Origin of the sequence: Burkholderia lata (assembly GCF_902499025.1) — a bacterium.
Lineage (GTDB): Bacteria > Pseudomonadota > Gammaproteobacteria > Burkholderiales > Burkholderiaceae > Burkholderia > Burkholderia lata_C.
On record NZ_CABVPW010000011.1, the window covers coordinates 83,940 to 100,155 of the forward strand.

Annotated in this window: 13 protein-coding genes; 7 read left to right on the forward strand and 6 right to left on the reverse strand. The window is 66.8% G+C overall.

The genetic code is table 11. The features are described 5' to 3' along the window. The first annotated feature begins 60 nt into the window (after positions 1-60). The 4 genes from BDI24065_RS13270 to BDI24065_RS13285 all read left to right on the forward strand — a co-directional run bounded on the left by BDI24065_RS13270 (position 61) and on the right by BDI24065_RS13285 (position 4,849). Entirely contained in the window at positions 61-1,317 is a 1,257-nt protein-coding gene (locus tag BDI24065_RS13270) for an ABC transporter permease (RefSeq protein WP_175031747.1), read from the forward strand. Between the two features lie 37 nt (positions 1,318-1,354). Then, positions 1,355-2,191 carry an ABC transporter permease gene (locus BDI24065_RS13275; RefSeq protein ID WP_175031656.1) on the forward strand — a complete coding sequence of 279 codons (837 nt, stop codon included), beginning with the start codon at positions 1,355-1,357 and terminating at the stop codon, positions 2,189-2,191. A gap of 221 nt (positions 2,192-2,412) precedes the next feature. After that, positions 2,413-3,831: an MFS transporter gene (locus tag BDI24065_RS13280; RefSeq protein WP_175031657.1), complete on the forward strand. Its 1,419-nt coding sequence runs from the start codon at positions 2,413-2,415 to the stop codon at positions 3,829-3,831. Between the two features lie 85 nt (positions 3,832-3,916). After that, a complete protein-coding gene (locus tag BDI24065_RS13285) occupies positions 3,917-4,849 on the forward strand; it encodes a LysR family transcriptional regulator (RefSeq protein ID WP_175031658.1) in 933 nt (310 codons plus the stop codon). 14 nt (positions 4,850-4,863) lie between these two features. On the opposite strand, the gene BDI24065_RS13290 is transcribed toward BDI24065_RS13285, so the two are convergent. Together BDI24065_RS13290 and BDI24065_RS13295 are read right to left on the reverse strand one after the other, a co-directional pair. Beyond that, entirely contained in the window at positions 4,864-6,255 is a 1,392-nt protein-coding gene (locus BDI24065_RS13290; RefSeq protein ID WP_175031659.1) for an MFS transporter, read from the reverse strand. A gap of 187 nt (positions 6,256-6,442) precedes the next feature. Next, a complete protein-coding gene (locus tag BDI24065_RS13295; RefSeq protein WP_175031660.1) occupies positions 6,443-8,176 on the reverse strand; it encodes a S53 family peptidase in 1,734 nt (577 codons plus the stop codon). Positions 8,177-8,819: 643 nt separating this feature from the next. On the opposite strand from BDI24065_RS13295, the gene BDI24065_RS13300 reads away from it, so the two are divergent. The 3 genes from BDI24065_RS13300 to BDI24065_RS13310 are packed head-to-tail and all read left to right on the forward strand — an operon-like array spanning position 8,820 to position 10,008. Further along, entirely contained in the window at positions 8,820-9,143 is a 324-nt protein-coding gene (locus BDI24065_RS13300; protein ID WP_043177689.1) for an ArsR/SmtB family transcription factor, read from the forward strand. Next, a complete protein-coding gene (locus tag BDI24065_RS13305) occupies positions 9,143-9,574 on the forward strand; it encodes an SRPBCC family protein (protein ID WP_175031661.1) in 432 nt (143 codons plus the stop codon). The genes BDI24065_RS13300 and BDI24065_RS13305 overlap by 1 nt, the downstream gene beginning before the upstream one ends. Further along, complete coding sequence (locus BDI24065_RS13310; protein ID WP_175031662.1) at positions 9,571-10,008, forward strand: DUF1801 domain-containing protein; 438 nt, start codon at positions 9,571-9,573, stop codon at positions 10,006-10,008. The genes BDI24065_RS13305 and BDI24065_RS13310 overlap by 4 nt, the downstream gene beginning before the upstream one ends. Positions 10,009-10,130: 122 nt before the next feature. Here BDI24065_RS13310 and acnA read toward each other — a convergent pair whose 3' ends face one another. The 4 genes from acnA to BDI24065_RS13330 all read right to left on the reverse strand — a co-directional run bounded on the left by acnA (position 10,131) and on the right by BDI24065_RS13330 (position 16,128). Further along, positions 10,131-12,848, reverse strand: a complete 2,718-nt coding sequence (gene acnA / locus BDI24065_RS13315) for an aconitate hydratase AcnA (RefSeq protein ID WP_175031663.1) — start codon at positions 12,846-12,848, stop codon at positions 10,131-10,133. A 52-nt stretch (positions 12,849-12,900) separates the two neighbouring features. Next, on the reverse strand, positions 12,901-14,352 hold the full coding sequence (locus BDI24065_RS13320) for a bifunctional 2-methylcitrate dehydratase/aconitate hydratase (protein ID WP_175031664.1): 1,452 nt from the start codon (positions 14,350-14,352) through the stop codon (positions 12,901-12,903). Between the two features lie 22 nt (positions 14,353-14,374). Beyond that, positions 14,375-14,890 (reverse strand): hypothetical protein, encoded by a 516-nt coding sequence (locus tag BDI24065_RS13325; RefSeq protein ID WP_011355750.1) that lies wholly within the window; start codon positions 14,888-14,890, stop codon positions 14,375-14,377. A 230-nt stretch (positions 14,891-15,120) separates the two neighbouring features. Continuing rightward, positions 15,121-16,128 (reverse strand): HpcH/HpaI aldolase/citrate lyase family protein, encoded by a 1,008-nt coding sequence (locus BDI24065_RS13330; RefSeq protein ID WP_175031748.1) that lies wholly within the window; start codon positions 16,126-16,128, stop codon positions 15,121-15,123. Positions 16,129-16,216: the final 88 nt, after the last annotated feature.

The window sequence follows — 16,216 nt, forward strand, 5'->3', positions numbered from 1 at the left end:
CGATCGTGTCGCGCGGCCTTCCGCTGGATCATGCCCGGCCGGAGAGAACCGTTGAATACGATGACGATCGCGCCTTCCTCGCCGTCGAACGCCGCGCTCAAGCGCGAGCTGAAGGCCGCCGAGGCCCGCAAGCGCACGATGGCGCTGCTGCTGGTCGCGCCGCTCGCGATTTTCCTGCTGCTGATTTTCGTCGTGCCGATCGGCACGCTGCTTACGCGCGCGGTGCAGAACCCGGAGATCGCGACCGCGTTGCCGAACACGGTCGCCGCGCTGTCGGGCTGGGACCGCAAGGCCCCGCCGGCCGATGCCGCGTATGTCGCGCTCGCGGCCGACATGACGAAGGTGGCCGACAGCGAGGCGATGGGTGCGCTCGCGCGGCGCCTGAACACCGAGATTCCCGGCTATCGCTCGCTCGTCGCGAAGACGGCGCGCGCAATGCCGCTGAAGGGCGACAACGACGCGGCGCTGACGCCCGCCCAGACGCGCGAGAAAATCGTCGGGCTCGACTCGCGCTGGGGCGACGTCGCGTACTGGCAGTCGATCGCGAAGAACGGCAGCCAGGTGTCGCCGTTCTACCTGCTCGCCGCGCTCGACCACAAGCAGGACGGCTTCGGCCACATCGTGCAGGCCGACCCCGACCAGTCGATCTACCTCGCGATCTTCGGCCGCACGTTCGTGATCGGCGTCGCCGTCACGCTGTTCGCGCTGCTGCTCGGCTATCCGCTCGCGTACTGGATCTCGACGCTGACGGAGCGTCGCGCGAACCTCGTGATGATCCTCGTGCTGATTCCGTTCTGGACGTCGGTGCTCGTGCGGGTCGCCGCGTGGATCGTGCTGCTGCAGAGCGAAGGGCTCGTCAACAAGGCGCTGATCGGCAGCGGGCTGATCTCGCAGCCGCTGACGCTGCTGTTCAACCGCGTCGGCGTGTACATCTCGATGACGCACATCCTGCTGCCGTTCATGATCCTGCCGCTGTACAGCGTGATGAAGTCGATCCCGCCGACCTACCAGCGCGCGGCCGTGTCGCTCGGCAGCCATCCGTTCGCCGCGTTCTGGCGCGTGTACGTGCCGCAGACTTATCCGGGCGTCGGCGCGGGTGCGCTGCTCGTGTTCATCCTCGCGATCGGTTACTACATTACGCCCGCGCTGCTCGGCGGGCCGAACGACCAGATGGTCAGCTACTACGTCGCGTACTTCACGAACGTGACGATCAACTGGGGCATGGCGTGCGCGCTCGGCGGGCTGCTGCTCGCGGCGACGCTCGTGCTGTACACGGTGTACGGGCGCTTCACGCGCACCAACGTGAGCCTCGGCTGAGCGCCGCGCACTACGAAACGGGAAGGGGATTCGGACCATGAAACTCGCCAGGCCGCTGTTCGCGCCGCACATGTCGTTCGTCGAGCGCGCGTGGTACGTCGCGCTGCGCGTGCTCGTCGTGCTGACGCTGCTGTACCTGATCCTGCCGGTGCTCGCGATCGTGCCGCTGTCGTTTTCGTCGAGCACGTTCCTCGTCTATCCGATCCCGGGCTTCTCGACGCGCTGGTACGAGAACCTGATCGCATCGGACGAGTGGCGGATGGCCGCGAAGAACAGCTTCATCGTCGCGCCTTCGGCGACCGTCGTCGCGACGGTGCTCGGCACGCTCGCCGCGATCGGTCTGACGAAGGCCGACTTCCGCGGCAAGGGATTGCTGATGGCCGTGCTGCTGTCGCCGATGATCGTGCCGGTCGTCGTGGTGGGCGTCGGCATGTACCTGTTCTTCGCGCCGCTCGGGCTCGCGAATACCTACACGGGGCTGATCGCCGCGCACGCGGCGCTCGGCGTGCCGTTCGTCGTGACGACGGTTGCCGCGACGCTGCAGGGCTTCAACCAGAACCTCGTGCGCGCGAGCCTGTCGCTCGGCGCGAATCCGGTGTCGACGTTCTTCCGCATCACGCTGCCGGTGATCGCGCCAGGCGTGATGTCGGGCGCGCTGTTCGCGTTCGCGACGTCGTTCGACGAAGTCGTCGTCACGCTGTTCCTCGCGGGCGCGGACCAGACGACGCTGCCGCGCCAGATGTTCACGGGGATCCGCGAAAACATCAGCCCGACGATCGCTGCGCTCGCGACGATCCTGATCATCTTCTCGACGAGCCTGCTGCTGGCGCTCGAATGGCTGCGCGGTCGCAATGCGCGGCGCGCGGTGAGCTGACCCGGCGGGCCTGCCTGCCGCGCCTGCGTTGCCGCGCGTCCTGCACGGCAACGCATTTTCTTTCATTTCGCTGACTGACGAGGCGGCCGCCTGCACGTTCGATGCGGCTCTGCAACAATACGGAGCGCGGCGGCGCGCGTTCCGTGCGGTGCGACCGGAACGCCGCCGCGAGTCCAATCCGCGACGCGGCGCAACGCGTCGCTCGTCAGCCGAGCCTCATCTTGTCCGAATTCGCTTCCCCCGCCGGCGCGCATGAGCCGGCCGTCAACTGGCGCGCGATGTCCGCCGTGCTGCTGGCCGTCGCGCTCGCGACGCTCGACACCGCGATCGCGAACACCGCGCTGCCCGCGATCGCCACCGACCTGCATGCGTCGCCCGCCGCGTCCGTCTGGATCATCAACGCGTACCAGCTCGCGATGGTCGCGACGCTGCTGCCGTTCGCGTCGCTCGGCGACATCGTCGGCCACAAGCGCGTGTATATCGCCGGGCTCGCGGTATTCACGCTTGCGTCGCTCGGTTGCTCGCTCGCGTCGACGCTGCCGATGCTGACGGCCGCGCGGATCGTGCAGGGCTTCGGCGCGAGCGCGATCATGAGTGTCAACGTCGCGCTGATCCGTGGCCTGTTTCCCGCGCACCGGCTCGGGCGCGGCGTCGGCTTCAATGCGCTCGTGGTCGGCGTGTCGTTCGCGGTGGGGCCCACCATCGCGTCGCTGATCCTGTCGGTCGCCGCGTGGCCGTGGCTGTTTGCGGTGAACGTGCCGCTCGGCGTGTTCGCGCTCGCAGTGGCGATTCCGTCGCTGCCGCAGACGGCACGCGGCAAGCACGCGTTCGATCCGGTCGCCGCATTGTTCAACGTGATCACGTTCGCATCGTTGATCTTCGCGCTCGGCGAATTCGCGCAGCGCGGGCCGCTTGCCGTCGTGTTCGCGGCGGCCGCGGTCGCGCTCGCGTTCGGCTGGCTGCTGATCCGCCGCCAGGCCGGGCACCCGGCGCCGATGCTGCCGGTCGACCTGTTTCGCCGGCCGGTGTTCACGCTGTCCGCGCTGACCGCCGTGTGCGCGTTCGCCGCGCAGGGGCTCGCGTTCGTGTCGCTGCCGTTCTACTTCGAAACCGTCCTGCATCGCAGTGCGGTCGAGACGGGGTTCCTGATGACGCCGTGGTCGGCAATCGTCGCGTTCGCCGCGCCGATCGCGGGGCGCTTGTCGGATCGCTATCCGCCGGGCCTGCTCGGTGCGATCGGTCTTGCATTGTTGAGCGCGGGCATGGTGTCGCTCGCCGCGTTGCCGGCGGCGCCGGGCGTCATCGACATCGGCTGGCGGATGATGCTGTGCGGCGCGGGCTTCGGCTTCTTCCAGTCGCCGAACCTGAAGGCGCTGATGTCGAGCGCGCCGCCCGAGCGCAGCGGCGGCGCGAGCGGGATCATCGCGACCGCGCGGCTGATCGGGCAGGCGACGGGCGCGGCGCTCGTCGCGCTGTCGTTCGGGATCGCGGGGCGCCACGGGCCGACGCTCGCGCTGATGCTCGGCGCGGGCTTCGCCGGGGCCGCGAGTGTCGCGAGCGGGTTGCGGCTTTTTGCGCCGTCGCATCGGGCGGGCGTGGCGGCCGGGGCGGAGCGCGTAAGCGAGCGCGCGACGGAGTAACGGGCGGCGCGCGGCATGCCGGCGTCGTTGACCGAATGCACGGTCGGGTGCAACGTGACGTTTCACATCGAAATCGTGAGCACATATGAATCTGCGCAGCGTTGACCTGAATCTGCTGGTCGCACTCGATGCGTTGCTGACCGAGAAGCACGTCACGCGCGCCGCGACGAAGGTGGGGTTGAGCCAATCGGCGATGAGCAGCGCGCTGGGGCGTTTGCGGATGCTGATGCGCGACGAGTTGCTGATACGCAATGCAACGGGCATGGAGCCGACGCCGCGTGCGCTGGAACTGGAAGAGCCGCTGAGGCAATTGCTTCGCCAGGCAGAGCGGCTCCTCGAATCGGATGGCTCGTTCGATCCGGCAACGACGACCGGGCACTTCCGGCTGAGGATGTCCGACGTGCTCGAGTATCTGCTGATGCCACCGTTGCTCGCGCAGCTCGAGCAGGAGGCGCCGGGCGTGACGCTCGACGTGGTGCACCTGTCGCCGGGGCAGACCGTGACCGCGCTCGAAGCCGACGACATCGACATCGCGGTGAGCATGGATCTGGAACATGCGGGCGCGGTGCAGGCGATGCCGCTGTTCGACGACCGCATGGTCTGCGTGATGGCGAAGGACCATCCGTGTGCCGCTGAAGCGTTGACGCTCGACCTGTTCCTGTCGCTGCCGCATCTCAAGGTGTCCATCAGTGCGACGGACGGGCGTTATGTCGATGCCAGGCTCGCCGGGATGCGCCGCGCGCGGCATGTAGTGCTCAATGTGCCGCACTGGCTGGTCGTTCCGCATTTGTTGCGTCATTCGTCGATGGTCGCGGTGATGTCCGCGCGCCTGGCCGAATGTTTCGTGGAAGACGGGCTGGTGCTCAAGGCGCTGCCGTTCGAGTCAGCGGGTTTCCATTGGTCGATGTACTGGCACCGGCGCCACGACGGCGTGCCGGCGCAAACCTGGCTGAGGGAGAAGCTTCGCGAGGCGGCGAAGCCGATGGGGTTGCTCGACGCGCAGCGCGCGGCGGGCTGAACGCAGTCGACGTATCACGGGTGCCGCCAGCGCGGCAATTGCCGAAGGCAGCTGATCGCCGTGCCCGCCAGTGCAAAGGCGCTGCCGGCCCACAGCGCGACGATCGGGCCACCGGCCCCGGAGACGTGAAAGCACAGGGCGACCAGTGCCGCACCGAGCGTCTGTCCGAGCAGGCGGGCCGTCGCGACGATGCCGCTGGCGCCGCCGCTGCGTTCGGCCGGCGCACTGCCCATCAGCGCCTTGAGGTTCGGTGCCTGGAAGAAGCCGAATCCGGCGCCGCACATCATCATGCGCCACACGATATCGAGCGTCGAAGGCGCGGGCGGCAGCATGGCCAGCGACGCCATGCCGATGCACAGGATGAAAAGGCCGACGGTGCCGAGAATGCCTGCCGGGTATCGGTCGGCCAGGCGTCCGGCAACGGGCGCCATGATGGCCACGACGACAGGCCACGGTGTCATGAGGAAGCCGGTGTCGACCTGACTGTTGCCGAGGCCGGCTTGCAGGAAGAATGGCAGCGACACGAACGCGAGGCCTTGCGTCGCGAACGAGCAAACCGATGTGGCGGCGGAAAGGGAGAACACCGGCCGTCGAAACAGGTCGGCGGCGAGCAGCGGAGCGGGATGATGTGCCTGGCGCTTCAGCAGTGCGTAGCCGAAGCTTGCGGCGGCGATCCATTCGGCCATGACCGCCGGCGACAGGCCGTCGTGCGAAACCGTCCCCAATCCGAGTATCAGTAATGCGAAGCAACCGGCACACAGCAGTGCGGCGACGACGTCGAAGTCATGCGGGGCGCGATCGGTGATCGGCAGCGTGCGGACGGCCAATGCGACGGAAAGCAGGCCGATGGGGACGTTGATCAGGAACAGCCCATGCCACGACGTGATCGACAGGATGGCCGACGCGACGGTCGGGCCCACAGTGAACGAAACGGCGACGACGAGCGCATTCAGCCCGACGCCGCGTCCGAGCAGCCTGGCCGGGTAGGCGAAACGAATCAGCGCGGTGTTGACGCTCATGATCGCGGCCGCGCCGATGCCTTGCAACGCACGCGCGGCGGCAAGCGCGGGAAGCGACGCGGCGACGCCGCACGCGAGCGAGCTCGCAGTGAACAGGATCAGCCCGGCGATGTAAATGCGCCGATGGCCGAGTATCTCGCCGAGCGATGCGAAGGGCAGCAAGGTCGCGACCATCGCAAGCTGATACGCATTGACGACCCAGATCACCGACGCAGGATCGGCACCGATGCTTCTGCCGATGGTCGGCAGCGCGGTATTGGTGATGGCCGTATCGAGGTTGGCCATCGCGACCGCGAGCGAGAGGGCGATCAATGCCGCGATGCGCTGTCGCGTCGGCAGGCCGTCGTGAACGGGCGGGCTGAGGGAGGGCAGGTTGGTCGTCGACATGGCAGGCGGCACAGGTTGTGTGAAGGCCCACTGTCGCATCCGTCCGGGAATTGATCCAACGGATGTTTGTGATGGCGATATTGATGCGGTGGATAGTGATGGCGCCGCGCGTCGAGCGGTGTTCCCGCCGTTGTCGGTCAGCCGGCGCGCGACTCACCACCACCGCGCGCCGGCCTTTACGCTTCGCTTAGAACCCGCCCGACTTGATCAGCTGGTTGAGGTTCGAGATGTTCAGGCTGCCGAAGCCGGTCGTGTAGTCCCAGCCGGTGCCTGCGTTATAGCCATACCCCTGATAGCCGTTGTTCCCCGATACCACGTCGTAACGCACGAGCGACGGGTTCGACGGAATGTCGGCGTAGAAGTTGCCGGCCGGGAAGCCGATGCCCGTGCCGTTCGCTGCGAGCAGGCGTGCCCAGAAGCCCGTGAAGATCGGCGCGGCGAGGCTCGTGCCGCCGATCTGCTGCAACTGGCCGTAGTTGTAGATGTACGCCCCCGTGCTTTGCGCGGCGTCGAACGAGACGTCCGGCAACTGGCGGTTGCTGCCCGACTGCCACGACGGTGCGGGCAGGATCGTGCTGACGCCGCCGCCCGTTGCCCACAGCTTGCCGTTGCCGTCGAGCCCTTCGTTCCACACCGTCTCGCTCGAGAAGGCGCCCGACGACGACGTGTAGAGCGTCGTGCCGCCGATCGCGAGCACGTGCGGCGACGAAGCCGGCCACGACACCGTGTAGTTCGCGCCGTCCGGATAGCCGCGGTTGTTGCACTCGTACACGCCTTCGTCGCCCGACGATACCGAGAACGTCTGGCCTTGCGCGACGCCCGTCGTGAAGATCTGCTCCTCGGCGTTGAGCGTGCCGTCCGCGTTCGCGTCAGTCTCGCACCAGCCGAGCGACACGTTGATGACCTTCGCCGTGTTGTCGGACACTGCCTGGTTGAACGCCTGCGTGAGGCCCGTGTTGCCGGACGCGTTCAGGTCGGCCATGTAGAACACGAGCTTGCCGACCTGGCCGCCGGCCGAGCCGACGATCGACTGGCTGTCGAGATCCCACTCGCCTTGGCCGTCCTGGTCGTCGCTGTAGTTGCCGCCTGAGCCGTTGGTCTGCACGGTCTGCGTCGAGACCGTGCCGTAACCGTTGCTCGACGTGAACTGCTTCAGGTCCGTCAGCGTCTGCGATACGCCACCGATCGTGATGATGCCGACGGTCACGCCGGCCGCGGTCGGTACGCCGGTCGCGTTGTAGAGGGCCGGGAATTCCTTCGGATAGTGGCCGGTGGCGGTACCGGCCGCGAGCGCCTGCGGCTTCGACACGTTGCCGATGCGCAGCAGCGGGCGCGCACGCGCGACGCTCTGCAGCCCGAGCACCGAGCCGACGACGTCGCCGAGCGCGCGCGGCACCTGTGCGGTCGACGCATTCGCGAAACCCGAGCGGCCCGCATAGTCGAAGTGCACGAGCGACGTGTTGAACGCGGCCTTCACCGAGCCGGCCGTACCGCGCGCGGATACGAGCAGCCGGTTCGGCGCGACCTTGATGTCGACGAAGCCGCTCTTGCGCAGATAGTCGACGACCGACTTGACCTGTGCATCCGTCGGCGCGTAGTTCGCGAGGAACTGCTCATGCGTGAGGAACTTGCGATAGTGCGCGCTGCCGGGGCGGTTCACGTCGCGTGCGAGCTGCTTGAGCTGCGCCGCGTTGCGCAGGTTCAGGCTGACGACGACGTTGGTGGTCTCGCCGGCCGCGAGTTCGAGCGACGGCGCCGCGCTGCGCGCCATCAACTGCGGGCCGGTCAGAAAGGCCTTCGTATGGGTGTCGACCCAATCCGTCGCCGCGTGCGCCGCAGCAGCGGCGAACACGAGCGGTGCCACGCACGCGAGGCGGCGGGGCGACGGCAGGGGCAGGGCAAACCAGGCGTTCCTTTTCATCGGGAGTCCTTTTTAGGAGAGACGACGTTGCTGGAGCCCTCGACCCTTATGGGATCGCGAGCGGTGACGAGCGTAGGGCGTCGCTGCCGTTCAGGTAGCTGCCAGTTTCCATAGCTGTCAGTTCTGACATCGGCGCGCGTGCGTGCACGCGCTGCGTCGTGCACGCAAGCGATCGTGGCCGCGGCGAACGGAACCGGTTCGCGATACGACGGGGCGGCAAAGTGCGACGCTCGCACGCACGAGTCGCTCGTCGCGGCGCCGGAACGTGCGCGATCGCGGAGCGGATCGATCCATGAATGCATGGCGCGCAACCGGTCGTGGCCGCGTGCCGCGTCGCACTATGTGGTCAAACGCAGCGACACGGCAGGAACGGATTCGCGCGTGCACAAAAAAGGGGCTGGTCGATCGCAAACGTTTCCCGAACTGTGGAACGGTGCTTCCGGCAGTCTTGCGGGCTGCTTTCGGATCGCATGCGGCGATTGCGGATTAGAGGGAATGCTCGAATTCGGCGGCATGCACGTGTCGACGCGGTGGACGGCATGCCCGCGCAAAGTCGCGCGACGCCGTTCGTGAAATTCCGCCTTGACGCGCGCCGATCAGCGGATATTCTTCGATTCATAACCATCGGGTTATGGATTTGGACATGCAGAACGCACACGACATGCTTTTCAGGACGCTTGCCGATCCCACGCGCCGCGCGCTCTTCGAGCGGCTGTGCGCGGACGGCGAGCTGACGGTTGCCGCGCTGACGGCCCATGCGGGCGTCTCGCAGCCGGCTGTCTCGAAGCATCTCGGCGTCCTGAAGCAGGCCGGGCTCGTGATCGACCGTCACGAAGGCCGGCAGACGCACTACAGCGCGCAGCCTCAAGCGCTGGCCCCGTTGATCGACTGGACGAGCCAGATGGCGGGCTTCTGGCAGAACCGGTTCGATGCCCTCGAAGATCTTCTGAAAAGGATGGACCAGTAATGAACCAGGCCACCACTGAAACGCGCTCCGTCGTCGTCGACCGGGAGCTGCCTCATCCGCCGGAGAAGATCTGGCGCGCACTCACGCAACCGCACCTGATCGAGGCGTGGCTGATGAAGAGCGACTTCGAGCCCGTCGCGGGCCGCGCCTTCAGCTTCCGCGCGGACTGGGGCTCGGTCGACTGCACGGTCCTGACGATCGAGCCGCCGCACGCGTTGTCCTACACGTGGGCCGCATACGGCCTCGAAAGCGTCGTCACGTGGACGCTCACGCCGACGCCGGCGGGTACGCACCTGCGGATGGAGCAGGTCGGCTTCCGCACGGATCAGGAGCAGGCGTACCGCGGTGCGCAGCACGGCTGGGTCCGGTTCTTCGACTCGCTCGAACAGGTGCTGGCCCGCCCCGACGAACGCACGGAGGCGCGCGCATGAGCACCACGGACCTCACGCCGTCGGCGCGCATCGACGCGCTGATCGCCGGCATCGCCGACTGGCGCGGCAAGACCTTCGCGGACCTGCGCCAGACGATCCTCGACGCGCAAACGGGCATCGTCGAGGAATGGAAATGGATGGGCAGCCCCGTGTGGGAATGCGACGGGATGATCGCGGTCGCGAATGCGCACAAGGGCAAGGTGAAGCTGACCTTCATGCACGGCGCGCAGCTGCCCGATCCCGGCCAGCTGTTCAACGACGGTCTCGACGGCAACGCGCGGCGCGCGATCGATTTTTTCGAAGGCGACCGGATCGACAAGCGGGCGCTGAAGAATCTCGTGCGCGCGGCGATCGAATACAACCGCACGCACCTGAAGAAGAACGCGCGGCGAGCGGGCGCAGGCGCGAAGGCGGGTGCCGACAAGGCGGCGTGACGCACCGTTCGACCGGTTACGCCGCGTAGCGCGCAGGCAAAAAAAAGCCCGACACGAGGTCGGGCATCCAAATCGGCCGCAACCACCGCGAGGCGGCTGCGGCACCTGCAAAAGCAGGGCGCTTACGCTGCGAGCAGCGAGCGCAGCACGAACGGCAGGATACCGCCGTGCTTGTAGTAGTCGACTTCGATCGGCGTATCGATGCGCAGCAGCACCTGCACGCGCTGCGTTTCGCCGTTCTTGCGGTTGATCACGAGCGTGACGTCCTGCTGCGGCTTGAAGTCGTCGCCGAGGCCTTCGATGTCGTACGTCTCTTCACCGGTGATGCCGAGCGACTGGATGCTGTCCGAGCCCTTGAACTGCAGCGGCAGCACGCCCATGCCAACCAGGTTCGAGCGGTGGATGCGCTCGAAGCTGCGTGCGATCACGGCCTTCACGCCGAGCAGTTGCGTGCCCTTCGCGGCCCAGTCGCGCGACGAGCCCGTGCCGTACTCTTCGCCTGCGAACACGACCGTCGGCGTGTCGGCGCCGACGTACTGCATGGCCGCGTCGTAGATCGATTGCTGTTCGCCGCTCGGCTGATGGATCGTCAGGCCGCCTTCGACGCGCGTGCCGTCTGCCTTCGCCGGGATCATCAGGTTCTTGATCCGGACGTTCGCGAACGTGCCGCGCATCATCACGTCGTGGTTGCCGCGGCGCGAGCCGTAGCTGTTGAAGTCGGCCTTCTGCACGCCGTTTTCCTTCAGCCACTTGCCTGCCGGCGAGTCTTCCTTGATCGAGCCTGCCGGGCTGATGTGGTCGGTCGTGACCGAGTCACCGAAGATGCCCAGTGCGCGCGCGCCCTTGACCGTCGGGATCGACGCAGCCGGTTCCATCGAGAAGTCGTTGCCGAAGAACGGCGGCTCGGCGATGTACGTCGACTTCGGCCAGTCGTAGACCTGGCCCGATTCGCCCTCGATCTTGCTCCAGAGGTCGCCCTTCTTGGTCAGCTTCGAGTAGTTGTCCTCGAACTTCTTCGGATCGAGCGCGAACTTGAGCAGCGCGTGGATTTCTTCGCTCGTCGGCCAGATGTCGCCGAGGTAGATATCGCGGCCGCCCTTGCCCTTGCCGACCGGCTCGGTCATCAGGTCGCGCGTGATGTTGCCGGCGATCGCGTATGCGACGACCAGCGGCGGCGACGCGAGGAAGTTCGCGCGGATGTTCGGGTGGATACGCGCTTCGAAGTTGCGGTTGCCCGACAGCACGGCTGCCGCGACGATGTCGTTCTTCGTGATCGCTTCGTTCAGTTCCGGCGTCAGGTCGCCCGCGTTGCCGATACAGGTCGTGCAGCCGTAGGCCGCGACTTCGAAGCCGAGCTTCGACAGGTAGGGCAGCAGGCCCGTCTTCGTCAGGTACTCGGTGACGATGCGCGATCCCGGCGCGAGCGAGGTCTTGATCTTCGGATCGACCGTGAGGCCGGCTTCGACGGCCTTCTTCGCGAGCAGGCCGGCAGCCAGCAGCACGCTCGGGTTCGACGTGTTCGTGCACGACGTGATCGCGGCGATCAGCACGTCGCCGTTCTTCACGTCGACGCCGTTGCTCGTCGTGTATTGCGTGGCCAGGTCGTCCGCCTTCTTCGCGAAGCCGTTGTCCGCGACCGGCTTCGAGAACAGGTCGGTGAACGTCGACTTGACGTTGCCGATCTCGATGCGGTCCTGCGGGCGCTTCGGGCCGGCCAGCGACGGGGCGACTGTCGCGAGATCCAGCGTCACGACCTTCGTGTAGTCGATGTCGCCGGCCTTCGGGATGCCGAACAGCTTCTGCGCCTTGAAGTAGTTCTCGAACGCGGCGATTTCCGCCTTCGTGCGGCCGGTGCCTTCGAAGTAGTCGATCGTCTTTTCGTCGACCGGGAAGAAGCCCATCGTCGCGCCGTATTCCGGCGCCATGTTGCCGATCGTCGCGCGGTCCGGCAGCGACAGCGACTTCGTGCCTTCGCCGAAGAACTCGACGAACTTGCCGACGACCTTCTCCTTGCGCAGCATTTCGGTGATCGTCAGCACCAGGTCGGTAGCCGTCACGCCTTCGCGCAGCTTGCCCTTCAGCTCGACGCCGACGACGTCCGGCGTCAGGAAGTACACCGGCTGGCCGAGCATGCCGGCTTCAGCCTCGATGCCGCCCACGCCCCAGCCGACCACGCCGATGCCGTTGATCATCGTCGTGTGGCTGTCGGTGCCGACGAGGGTGTCCGGGTAGTACACGGTGTCGCCGCCGTCCGCCTTCTTGTGGACGCCGCGCGCGAGGTATTCGAGGTTCACCTGGTGGACGATGCCGACGCCCGGCGGCACGACCTTGAACGTGTCGAATGCCTGCATGCCCCACTTCATGAACTGGTAGCGCTCGTTGTTGCGCTGGAATTCCAGTTTCATGTTCAGGTCGAGCGCGTCCTTCTGGCGGAAGTAGTCGATCTGCACCGAGTGATCGACGACGAGATCGACCGGGACCAGCGGCTCGATCTTCTTCGGGTTCTTGCCCGTACGCTCCGCGACGCCGCGCATGGCCGCGATGTCGGCGAGCAGCGGCACGCCCGTGAAGTCCTGCAGCACGACGCGCGACACCACGAACGGGATCTCGTCGACGCGCTTCTCGGTCGGCTTCCAGTTCGCGAGCTGCTCGATGTGCGCTTCGGTGATTTTCTTGCCGTCGTAGTTGCGCAGCACGGACTCGAGCACGATACGGATCGACACCGGCAGGCGTTCGATCTTCGTCTTCAGTTCCTTGCCGAGCTGCGGCAGCGAGTAGAACTTGCCTTTGCCGGAACCGCTGTCGAATTCCTTGAGGGTCTTGTGGAGATTGTGGGCCATGGTGATTTTCCTGGGTTTAAGGCTAGGAAACAAAGAGTCCTGTAGATGACGGCTATATCACATACAAGTCGACGTACTCATCGACCGGCATCGCTTCGAGCTTTGCCTGGTCCAGCGACACGTCGAGAATCGCTTGTTGCTGCTTTGCCGGGAAGCGGCGGGCAAGATTGGTCCTGAACTTCTCGACCAGGAGCGGGATGCCTTCGGCCCGGCGCCGCTGGTGGCCGAGCGGGTATTCGACCGCCACCTCGGCAAGCTTCGACCCGTCCGTGAATTCGATCGTCAGTGCATTCGCGATCGAGCGCTTGTCCGGGTCGTGGTAATCCTTCGTGAACTGCGGATCCTCGACGCACACGGTTTTCGCGCGCAGTGCGTCGATGCGGGGATCGGCGGCGGCCGAATCTTCGTAGTCGGCCGCGGTCAGCCGGCCAAACAGCAGCGGCACGGCGACCATGTACTGGATGCAGTGGTCGCGGTCGGCCGGATTGGCGAGCGGGCCCTGCTTGTCGATGATGCGGATCGCGGCCGCGTGCGTGCGGATCGTGATCCGGCTGATGTCGTCGGTCGTGCGGCCCGCGGCGGCGAGCTGCGCGTGCAGTTGCAGCGCGGCTTCGGCGGCCGTTTGCGCGTGGAATTCGGCGGGGAACGCGATCTTGAACAGCACGTTTTCCATCACGTACGTGCCGTACGGGCGCTGGAAGCGGAACGGCTTGCCGTCGAACAGCACGTCGTAGAAGCCCCAGGTCTTGGCGGTGAGCGCCGACGGGTAGCCCATTTCACCCGTTTTCGCGATCAGCGCGAGGCGCACCGCGCGGGACGTGGCGTCGCCGGCCGCCCATGATTTGCGCGAGCCCGTATTCGGCGCGTGGCGGTAGGTGCGCAGCGCGTGGCCGTCGACGAACGCGTTGGATACCGCGTTGATCAGCTCGTCGCGCGTGAGCCCGAGCAGCCGGCCGACGACGGCCGTCGAGGCGACCTTCACGAGCAGCACGTGGTCGAGCCCGACCGCGTTGAACGAATTCTCGAGGGCGAGGCAGCCCTGGATCTCGTGGGCCTGGATCATCGCGACCAGCACGTCGCGCATCGTGAGCGGCTTCCGGCCGGCCGCGACGGCCGTGCGGGAGAGCCAGTCGGCTGTCGCCAGGATCCCGCCGAGATTGTCGGACGGATGACCCCATTCGGCGGCGAGCCAGGTGTCGTTGAAGTCCAGCCAGCGGATCATCGCGCCGATGCCGAACGCGGCCTGGACGGGATCGAGCTGGAAGGACGTGCCGGGCACCTTCGCGCCGTTCGGCACGATCGTGCCGGGCACGACGGGGCCGAGCAGCTTGGTGCAGGCAGGGTAGGACAGCGCCTCGAGTCCGCATCCGAGCGTGTCGATCAGGCAATGACGCGCCGTCTCCAGCGCGAGCGCGCTGTCGATGCCGGCATTCAGCACGTAGTCGACGATATCGACGAGTACCGTATCCGGAGCAGGGCGGACGTTGGAGACCGGGGCGGACATCGAGGGGCCGATGGGAACGCGCTTAGTTCGTTGCCGGCTTCAGCTCGTTCGACTGCGTCGGTGCCGGCGTGCCTTGCGTCATTTCCGGCGTCACGCATTCGTCCGCGAGGCGTTCGCCGCCGTTCGCGTCGGAGAACAGCATCGCCTTGGTCGGGATCACGATCAGCTTGAAGCCTGCTGCCGGATCGTAGAACGTGTCGGCGCCCGTCGTCGTGGCCTGACGCGGCAGCTTGTAGTTCTTCTTCGCCCAGTGAACCGTGACGACCTGGTCGCGCTTCATGTCGCCGGCGAGGTCGAACGACAGACCTTCCTTGCACGACCACTTGACCGCGCCGTCCGGTACCGGATCGACCTTCGCTGCGGCACGTGCCTGTGCCTTCTTGCTACGCGGGATGATGCGCTTGGCCGGCGCCGGGCGCTTGGCCGTTGCCTTCTTCGCGGTCGTGGTGGTCGTACCCTGGGCAAACGCGCTCGGAGCCGACACCAGCATCGTGGCGGACAAGGCGCCGATGGCGGTAGCGATCAGGAGTTTCTTCATGGAGTCAGAACCTTTCGATAATCAGTTGACAAGGGTCGGCAATCGAAACTGCCGGCCGGTTTGAAACTGCACGCGCCCCGAAAGCGCGCAGCGGCCGCTATTTTCACCTATTTGGCCGCGTACATATCAGGTTTTCGGGCTCCGTTACGTTTTTTGTCGTTTCGCAAACCTCTGTCCGGTTTGCGCCTCGTCGAATGCATGAAACTCGTGTATCCACCGGCGGCGTGCGCTTATGGCGCGCTGCCCGCGGCGGCCGGGCCGAACAGCGGCGCGGCCTCGGCCGGTACGGGCTGGCCGGTAGCCCGCGCGCGGCGCAGCACCGACCAGTAATACCGGTAGCTCGCGCGATCGTGCAGCGTATCACCGTGGCGTGTCGGGCCCCAGTCGGCGGCCTGCGCGGCCAGCAGGATCTCGGCAGCCAGCGCGACCTCGTCGGTGCGCGGCGCGAATGCGTCGACGATCGGGCGGATCTGCGCGGGGTGAATGCTCCACATCCGCGTGAACGCGAATTCGTCGCGCGCGCGGCGTGCATCGCCGGCGACGATGCTCATGTCGCGCACCTCGGTCGTCACGTTGTGCGACGGCGTCTTGCCGTGCGCGTGGCAGGCCGCGGCGATTTCCAGCTTCGCGCGGCGCACGAGCGGGTGCTCGAACTGGCCGGGCGAGCGCATCGCGGAATCGGGAATCGCGCCGTGGTGCGCGGAGACAAAATCCATCAGCCCGAAGCTCAGCGTGCCGACCGTCGGCAGCGCGGCGAGGGCGGCCGCCTGCGCGAGCGCGCCGTGCGTCTCGACGAGGACGTCGACGGGAATCGGCTGCGCGATGCCGAGCTCGCGGCGCGTGCCTTCGATGAACGCGGTCATTTCGGCGGCATCGGCGGCGCTCGCGATCTTCGGGAGCGTGATGTAGGCGGGCGCGCGCGACGCGCGCAGCACGATGCGGACATCGTCGCGCCAGTGCGGATGGGAAAAGTCGTGGATACGGACGCCGACGCGGCCGAAGCGGTTCTCGGCGCTGCCGAGCAGTTCGGTGACGAGTGCCGCGTGCGCGGCTTCCTGGCCGACGGCGGCGCCGTCTTCGCAGTCGAGCGTGATGTCGAACACCGGGCCCAGCTCGGCCTGCAGCGCGAGCGACTTGCGCATCAGCTTTTCGCTGCCCGCGTAGTGATCGCAGCAGGGCAGGATCGCGGGCGGGGACGCCCCGTCGTACAGCACTTGTGCAGGAGTGAGCGCGGCCATCTCGTCTACGTCAGGGAAGCGGGTCAACGTGGAGAAAATCGGATTCGGGCGCGTTCTGGGCCGGTGCGCGGCGGGCGCGGGGCGGCAA

Coding starts and splice junctions, on each gene's coding strand:
- acnA (WP_175031663.1), bottom strand. CDS start 12,848: ATGGCCCACAATCTCCACAAGACCCTCAAGGAATTCGACAGCGGTTCC.
- BDI24065_RS13330 (WP_175031748.1), bottom strand. CDS start 16,128: ATGGCCGCGCTCACTCCTGCACAAGTGCTGTACGACGGGGCGTCCCCG.
- BDI24065_RS13325 (WP_011355750.1), bottom strand. CDS start 14,890: ATGAAGAAACTCCTGATCGCTACCGCCATCGGCGCCTTGTCCGCCACG.
- BDI24065_RS13275 (WP_175031656.1), top strand. CDS start 1,355: ATGAAACTCGCCAGGCCGCTGTTCGCGCCGCACATGTCGTTCGTCGAG.
- BDI24065_RS13270 (WP_175031747.1), top strand. CDS start 61: ATGACGATCGCGCCTTCCTCGCCGTCGAACGCCGCGCTCAAGCGCGAG.
- BDI24065_RS13310 (WP_175031662.1), top strand. CDS start 9,571: ATGAGCACCACGGACCTCACGCCGTCGGCGCGCATCGACGCGCTGATC.
- BDI24065_RS13305 (WP_175031661.1), top strand. CDS start 9,143: ATGAACCAGGCCACCACTGAAACGCGCTCCGTCGTCGTCGACCGGGAG.
- BDI24065_RS13300 (WP_043177689.1), top strand. CDS start 8,820: ATGCAGAACGCACACGACATGCTTTTCAGGACGCTTGCCGATCCCACG.
- BDI24065_RS13320 (WP_175031664.1), bottom strand. CDS start 14,352: ATGTCCGCCCCGGTCTCCAACGTCCGCCCTGCTCCGGATACGGTACTC.
- BDI24065_RS13290 (WP_175031659.1), bottom strand. CDS start 6,255: ATGTCGACGACCAACCTGCCCTCCCTCAGCCCGCCCGTTCACGACGGC.
- BDI24065_RS13285 (WP_175031658.1), top strand. CDS start 3,917: ATGAATCTGCGCAGCGTTGACCTGAATCTGCTGGTCGCACTCGATGCG.
- BDI24065_RS13295 (WP_175031660.1), bottom strand. CDS start 8,176: ATGAAAAGGAACGCCTGGTTTGCCCTGCCCCTGCCGTCGCCCCGCCGC.